Annotated in this window: 9 protein-coding genes; all 9 read left to right on the top strand. The window is 59.6% G+C overall.

Features of this window, described 5'->3' with window-relative positions:
* The first annotated feature begins 225 nt into the window (after positions 1-225).
* Positions 226-1,038: a YihY/virulence factor BrkB family protein gene (locus ACESMB_RS14160; RefSeq protein WP_372971892.1), complete on the top strand. Its 813-nt coding sequence runs from the start codon at positions 226-228 to the stop codon at positions 1,036-1,038.
* Between the two features lie 74 nt (positions 1,039-1,112).
* Complete coding sequence (locus ACESMB_RS14155; RefSeq protein ID WP_372927204.1) at positions 1,113-1,613, top strand: Na+/H+ antiporter subunit E; 501 nt, start codon at positions 1,113-1,115, stop codon at positions 1,611-1,613.
* Positions 1,610-1,915, top strand: a complete 306-nt coding sequence (locus ACESMB_RS14150) for a monovalent cation/H+ antiporter complex subunit F (RefSeq protein ID WP_372971891.1) — start codon at positions 1,610-1,612, stop codon at positions 1,913-1,915. The genes ACESMB_RS14155 and ACESMB_RS14150 overlap by 4 nt, the downstream gene beginning before the upstream one ends.
* Positions 1,908-2,228, top strand: a complete 321-nt coding sequence (locus tag ACESMB_RS14145) for a cation:proton antiporter (RefSeq protein ID WP_372927202.1) — start codon at positions 1,908-1,910, stop codon at positions 2,226-2,228. The genes ACESMB_RS14150 and ACESMB_RS14145 overlap by 8 nt, the downstream gene beginning before the upstream one ends.
* Positions 2,221-2,496 (top strand): Na(+)/H(+) antiporter subunit B, encoded by a 276-nt coding sequence (locus tag ACESMB_RS14140; protein ID WP_372927201.1) that lies wholly within the window; start codon positions 2,221-2,223, stop codon positions 2,494-2,496. Before ACESMB_RS14145 ends, ACESMB_RS14140 begins: the two co-directional genes overlap by 8 nt.
* Positions 2,493-3,194, top strand: coding sequence for an MnhB domain-containing protein (locus tag ACESMB_RS14135; protein WP_372927200.1), 702 nt, complete (start codon positions 2,493-2,495; stop codon positions 3,192-3,194). The genes ACESMB_RS14140 and ACESMB_RS14135 overlap by 4 nt, the downstream gene beginning before the upstream one ends.
* The gene (locus ACESMB_RS14130) at positions 3,191-3,511 is read left to right on the top strand and encodes an NADH-quinone oxidoreductase subunit K (RefSeq protein WP_372927199.1); all 321 of its coding nucleotides are present in this window, start codon (positions 3,191-3,193) and stop codon (positions 3,509-3,511) included. The genes ACESMB_RS14135 and ACESMB_RS14130 overlap by 4 nt, the downstream gene beginning before the upstream one ends.
* Positions 3,508-4,977 (top strand): complex I subunit 5 family protein, encoded by a 1,470-nt coding sequence (locus ACESMB_RS14125; protein WP_372971890.1) that lies wholly within the window; start codon positions 3,508-3,510, stop codon positions 4,975-4,977. Before ACESMB_RS14130 ends, ACESMB_RS14125 begins: the two co-directional genes overlap by 4 nt.
* A partial coding sequence (locus ACESMB_RS14120) for a complex I subunit 5 family protein (RefSeq protein ID WP_372971889.1) occupies positions 4,974-6,361 on the top strand: 1,388 nt, incomplete at its 3' end. The genes ACESMB_RS14125 and ACESMB_RS14120, both read left to right, overlap by 4 nt.

Genomic DNA, 6,361 nt, shown 5'->3' with positions numbered 1-6,361 from the left:
GCTAGAACAGTGAATAGAATATATTGGTCAGAGCCAGGTTCAGACTCTGACCAATGCTCCGCTGGAGCAGATCCCGCCTCCTTTCTGCGCTCGAGAATGGCCTCGCCCTTGAAACCCTGGAGAATAAGTCCACGCTGGTATCAGAAAACCGTGACCAACGGGAACGGATAACTGGACTGGGCAAAGACTGAGATGACGGAAAACGACGGTTCCCCGGTTGTATTCATGAGGCGGCTCTGGCTGTTCTCCCGCCGGGTGTTGCGCGACTTTTTCGAGAACCATGGAATTTTGCTGGCCGGAGGGGTGGGGTATAACGTCCTGTTGTCGGCGGTGCCACTGCTGGCTTTGCTCGGGGTTCTGCTGACCCGCGTGGTGGAAGAGGAACAGCTGCTGGAGGTCATGGGGATTCAGGCCCAGCATTTCGCGCCTGCCCATGCCGGCGTGTTGCTGGATGCCGTGCGTGCCTTCATGGAATCGAGGGATATCATTGGAATTGCCGGCATTCCCGTTCTGCTCTTCTTCAGCTCATTTGCTTTCCGCATGCTGGAAGACTCGATTGCCATTATCTTTCACCGTCCGGGGAATCCGCGACGTGGCTTCTGGCTTTCAGCCGTCCTGCCCTTTGCATTCATGCTGGTTCTGGGGATCGGCCTGTTGACGCTGACCCTGCTGTTTGCTTTCGTTAATATGTTTTACGAAGAGCCGGGGCTTATCCTCTACCTGCTCAGCTTTTTCAGCGTCTTTATCATGTTCAGTGCGATTTACAAGGTACTGCCCATTGTGCGCATATCGCCTCGTCGGGCGTTGGTCGGCGGGCTTGTAGCGGCCATTCTCTGGGAGGCGGTCCGGCTGGTCATGATGTACTACTTTCTGAACGTGTCATTCGTGAACGTGATCTATGGTTCTCTGGCAACCATTATTGTGCTGCTGATCAGCCTGGAAGTGGGCTCTATCATCCTGTTGCTGGGGGCCCAGGTAATAGCTGAGCTGGAACGGTGCGAGCGAGCGGGTGTGCCATGGTATGCCAGTGCGGACTGACGATTGCAAAGCTGTCAGTTCTTGCCGCAATCGGGGCTGTGGTAGGCTTCATGGAAAGCTGACAGGGAATTTATATGCTCTTGCTCAGAGCCTTTTTCCTGCGGGCAGGTATCCTCTATGCCGCCTGGTGGGTGATGACAGAAGGTGACGCATCGGGATTGGCACCCGGCGCTGCCATTGTTATTCTGGTGAGTCTGCTTTCCTGCAGGCTTTACCCTCCCTCCCTCCATGTGATTCACCCGCTCGGGGCTCTGGTATTCGCCGGTTACTTCATTCTACGGTCAGTGGCGGCGGGCGTGGATGTCGGGCGCCGCCTGCTGTCCCCTTCGGTACCCGTCAATCCCGGATATATCACCATCAGGACCAGCCTGCCCGCAGGTAGTCCCCGCTGGCTCCTGGCCAACGCCCTTTCGCTGATGCCGGGCACGCTCAGTGTGCGCTTGATGGGTACGAGCCTGGAATTGCATTGCCTGGATCTGGACTTGCCCGTTAAAGAGGATGTTCGCCTCGCCGAGCGGAAAGTTGCAGGGGTCTTCGGTTTGAACAATGAAGAAGCCGGGGAGGCTACTCCATGACCCTGATGCTGAATATGGTTGCGGTATTCCTGCTGGGGAACCTGATTGTGGCGCTTGTGCGTATCTGGCGCGGTCCGTACCCCGCCGATCGCATGCTGGCCTCGCAGCTGTTTGGCACCACCGGCGTGGCCCTGTTACTGGTGTTGGCGGAAGCCCAGGGTATGCCTTCGCTCAGGGATGTGGCGCTGGTTCTGGCATTATTGTCAGTGCTTGCAGTGGTGGGCTTTGTCACCCGGGTGGTGGGCATGGAAAACACAGATGAGGACACCCTGCCCGTTCAGGACAGGAGCTCCCATGATTGAATCCGTCGTCCAGTTTGCTCAGGTCCTGCTCATGGTGGTGGGGTGTCTTTTCTTTGGCATCGGCACCCTTGGACTGTTTCGTTTTTCGGATACATTGTGCCGCATCCATGCGCTTACCAAGATTGATAATCTGGGGCTGGGATTTATTGCCCTTGCCCTGTTGCCTTTTGCCCCGTCAACGGCATCGGCTCTGAAGGTGGTATTGATCTGGTTGGTGGCACTGGCAGCCAGTGCCACTTCGGCGCACCTGGTTGCACGGGCAGTGAGGTCCGGAAACACCGCCAGCGTTGGAAGGGAAGACCGCAATGGCTGAGTGGTTGCTGGACGGATTACTGGTGCTGGCCCTGGTGGTAACTGCCGTGGCAGCTCTGTGCTCAGAAAACCTCTTTCGGGCGGTGGTGGTGTTCATTGCCTTCGGGATGCTGATGGCTGTGGCGTGGGTTCGCTTGCAGGCACCTGATATCGCACTGGCGGAGGCGGCTATTGGCGCCGGGCTGACTGGTGTGCTTTTGCTGGATGCCGTCAGCCACCTCGGCAGCAAACGGCCCGGAGGTCAGAAGCGGGGAGGGGGCAGGCAATGATCCGGACTTTGCGAACCCTTGCAATTGCTCTGGTCTGCCTTGCTTTCACGGGTATGCTGGTGCTCAGTGTCTGGACCATAGCCGGCAACTCCGCTCCCGTGGATCTGCCACAATTGCTTTCTGAAAACCTGAACCGCAGCGGGGTTGAGCATCCGGTCACCGCAGTGCTCCTGAATTTCCGCAGTTACGACACCCTGCTCGAGATTGGCGTTCTGGTCGTCGCTGGCATTGCCGGTATTTCCATGGCCAGGACCGCATCACTGGAAGACCCGGAACTGCGCACCTCGGACTCGCTGCTTTATGCTTTGCAGCGCTGGTTCGTGCCGCTGATGCTGGTGCTGGCAGGGTATCTTTTATGGGCAGGCTCTGATCGACCTGGTGGTGCGTTTCAGGCCGGGGCAGTACTTGCAGCCACGGGAGTGTTGATGCGCCTTGGTGGGCGCCCGATGGAGTTCCTCCGCCCGGGCCTGATGTTGCGCCTGGGCCTGGCCCTGGGTTTTACCGTGTTCCTGCTGGTAGCGGTGGCAAGTGCCATTGGTGGTGACGCTTTTCTGGCCTATCCACCGGGGATGACCAAAACGCTGATTGTTGTCATCGAATCAGTATTGACCCTGTCTATTGCCATGGTGTTGCTGGCGTTGTTTGTGTCCGCTCCGGTCAATGACGCCGAGGACCCGGAAGAGGGCTCTTCATCATGACGGCATCACTACTGTATGCACTGGCGGGCGCCCTGTTGTGTGGCATCGGCCTGTTCGGGCTTTTGTGGTTGACGCACCTGCTTCGAAAGCTGCTGGCCTTCAATATCATGGGGTCTGGCGTGTTTCTGGTGATGGTAGGGCTGCCACAGCATCAGGGCGGGCCGGATCCGGTGCCTCACGCCCTGGTGCTGACTGGCATTGTTGTGGCTATTGCGGCCACTGCGCTGGCTGTGGTGTTGATTCGGCGTTATTACCACCTGTCCGGTTTGACGAGCCTTGACGGCGAGTCTGCCTCCCGGGACGGGGGAGCGGAATGACCCTGTGGTTGCTGGCCGGATTGTTGTTTACGCCGTTGGCCTGGGCGGTGCTGACGCTGTTGATGAACTTCACCTGGGGCCGCCTGGTTACCTGGGTCGGCATTCTGGTTCAGGTTGCGGTGTCGCTGGGGCTCTGGCTGGCGGTCTCCCGCGATGGAGGGTTCTACTACGGCCTTGGCGGTTGGGAAGCGCCGCTGGGGATCGAGTTGCGAGTAGATGGACTTGCGGTCACCTTCGTTTTGCTTACCGCGGTGGTAGCCAGCGCTTGCGGGTGGCACGCGGGGGTCTATATCGATGCGGATAAGCCCTGGCACCGGTATTTCTGGCCCCTGTTCTGGTTTCTCTGGTCCGGGCTGAATGCCGTCTGGCTGGGTGGAGACCTGTTCAACCTCTATGTCGGGCTGGAGCTGATCAGTCTCTCTGCAGTGGGCCTGGTGGCGCTGGGCGGCAAAGCCGGGGCGCTGCGGGCCTCTATCAGATATCTTCTGGCGGCATTGTTGGGGTCACTGGCCTATCTGCTTGGTGTCGCGTTGATCTACGGGCAGTTCGGCACCTTATCGATTGCGGGGGTTGTGTTCTGGCTGGAGCAGCAGCCTGTGCCGGCAGGTTCCAGCCTGGCACTTGCGCTGATGGTTGCCGGCCTGGCCCTGAAGACGGCCCTGTTTCCTCTTCACCGCTGGCTGCCCCCGGCCCATGGCATTGCCAAATCGCCAGTCAGCGCGTTGTTGTCGGCGCTGGTGGTTAAGGCATCGTTTTACATTGCCGCCAGGCTGTGGCTGGAACTTGGCGAGCCGCTGGGTAACCTGGCAGCGGCGCAAATGGTCGGCCTGCTGGGCAGCGCTGCAGTGGTCTGGGGCAGTTGGCTGGCATGCCGCCAGCAGGAGCTGAAACAGGTGGTGGCCTATTCCTCGGTGGCCCAGATCGGCTATCTGTTTCTGCTGTTCCCGCTGACGTTTTCGGTGTCTGAGTCGGTGTCGCTGCAGGCCCAGCAGGGCATCACTCTGCAGGTTATCAGCCACGCGCTCGCGAAGGCGGCCATGTTTCTTGCTGCCGGTAACCTGATTCTGTCCACCAGAAGCAGTCGTGTGGATGCACTGACCGGTGTCAGCCGCTTCCTGCCATTCTCACTGTTTTCCTTTGGCCTGGCCGGGGTGTCGTTGATGAGCCTGCCACCGTCCGGTGGGTTTGCGGCCAAGTGGCTGCTGTTGCAGGCCAGCCTGGGCAGCGGCCAGTGGTGGTGGGTGCTGGTGTTGCTGGCCGGCGGCCTGCTTTCGGCGGCGTATGTGTTCCGGATCTATCGGGCTTCGTTCCTGGACAGCGAGGGGCCGGACCAGTTCTACCATCCGTCCAGGAGCCTGGAGGTCATTCCGATGATCCTGGCGTTGATGGCCCTTGGTCTCGGGCTGGTGTCGGATGAAGTGCTGTCGGTAATGGCGTTACCCTTCGAAGAGGAGGGCTCGTCATGACACTGACTGCCTGGATACCGTTGCTCGCCCTGATGACGTCACTGCTTGCCTCGCTGGTGATCTTTGCGTTACCCGAAAAGGGCTACCGTTTGCGGACGGCGGTGAACCTGGGCGCCGCTGGGTTGAAGCTGGCGCTGGTTGCGGTGATGGTCTGGGGTGTTTTCCACGGCGTGGAGTACGGGCTGAGCTTCACCATGGTGCCCGGCGTGGAATTTGTGCTCAAGGCCGACGGCCTGTCGATGATGTTCGCGGGGCTATCAGCGGTGCTCTGGTTGCTGACCACCATCTACGCCGTCGGGTATCTTGAGGATTCACCCAATCGCGCCCGGTTCTTCGGCTTCTTCAGCCTTTGCGTGGCCAGCACCATGGGCATTGCGCTGGCGGGCAATCTGTTCACTTTCTTCCTGTTCTACGAAATGCTGACCCTGTCCACCTATCCGCTGGTGGTACACCGGGGCACAGAGAAGGCCCTGAAAGCGGGCCGAACCTACATTATCTATACACTTGGTGGTGGCGCGGTGTTGCTGGCGGCGATTGCATGGCTGCACGGGGTGGCGGGGGACCTGCCATTCAAAGAGGGTGGCCATTTCGTCGATGCTGACCCCGACATGCACCGTTCGCTGATCCTGATTTTTGTATTGCTTGTAGCCGGGCTGGGAGTAAAGGCAGCGTTGTTCCCGCTACATGGCTGGTTACCCCAGGCAATGGTGGCGCCGGCCCCGGTCAGTGCGCTGCTGCATGCCGTAGCCGTGGTCAAAGCGGGGGCTTTCGGCATTGTGAGGGTGGTTCACGACATCTACGGCCTGGAGGCATCCTCGGCCCTGGGTCTGCTGGAACCCCTGGCCTGGCTGGCGGCATTTACCATGCTCTATGGATCGCTCCGGGCGCTATGGCAGGTTGATCTCAAGCGCCGGCTGGCATTCTCGACGGTAAGCCAGGTGTCTTACATCGTCCTCGGGATTGCGATGTTCGGGCCAGTCGCGGCGGTCGGAGGGCTTGTCCATTTGCTGCACCAGGGCATCATGAAGATCACCCTGTTTTTCTGCGCCGGTAACTATGCCGAGACACTGGGCATTCACCGTATTGATGAAATGGATGGTGCCGGGCGACGCATGCCCGGAACTTCCATGGCGTTCACCATCGGCGCGTTTGGCATGATCGGGGCGCCGCCACTGGCGGGCTTTATCACCAAATGGACCATGGGCACCGGAGCGCTGGAAGCGAACATGGGCTGGGTGGTTGTGGTGCTGGTACTCAGTAGCCTGCTCAATGCGGCTTATTTTCTGCCGCTTCTGCACCGGCTGTGGTTCCGGGAACCTAACGGTAGCTGGCCTCATGAACGGCATTGGGGGCGGCTGGAGACCAGCGCCTGGTTGTTCTGGCC

This window comes from Marinobacter sp., assembly GCF_041686475.1.
Lineage (GTDB): Bacteria > Pseudomonadota > Gammaproteobacteria > Pseudomonadales > Oleiphilaceae > Marinobacter.
Note: the sequence above shows the minus strand (reverse complement) of the source record. Positions and strands in the feature narration are given on the sequence as shown.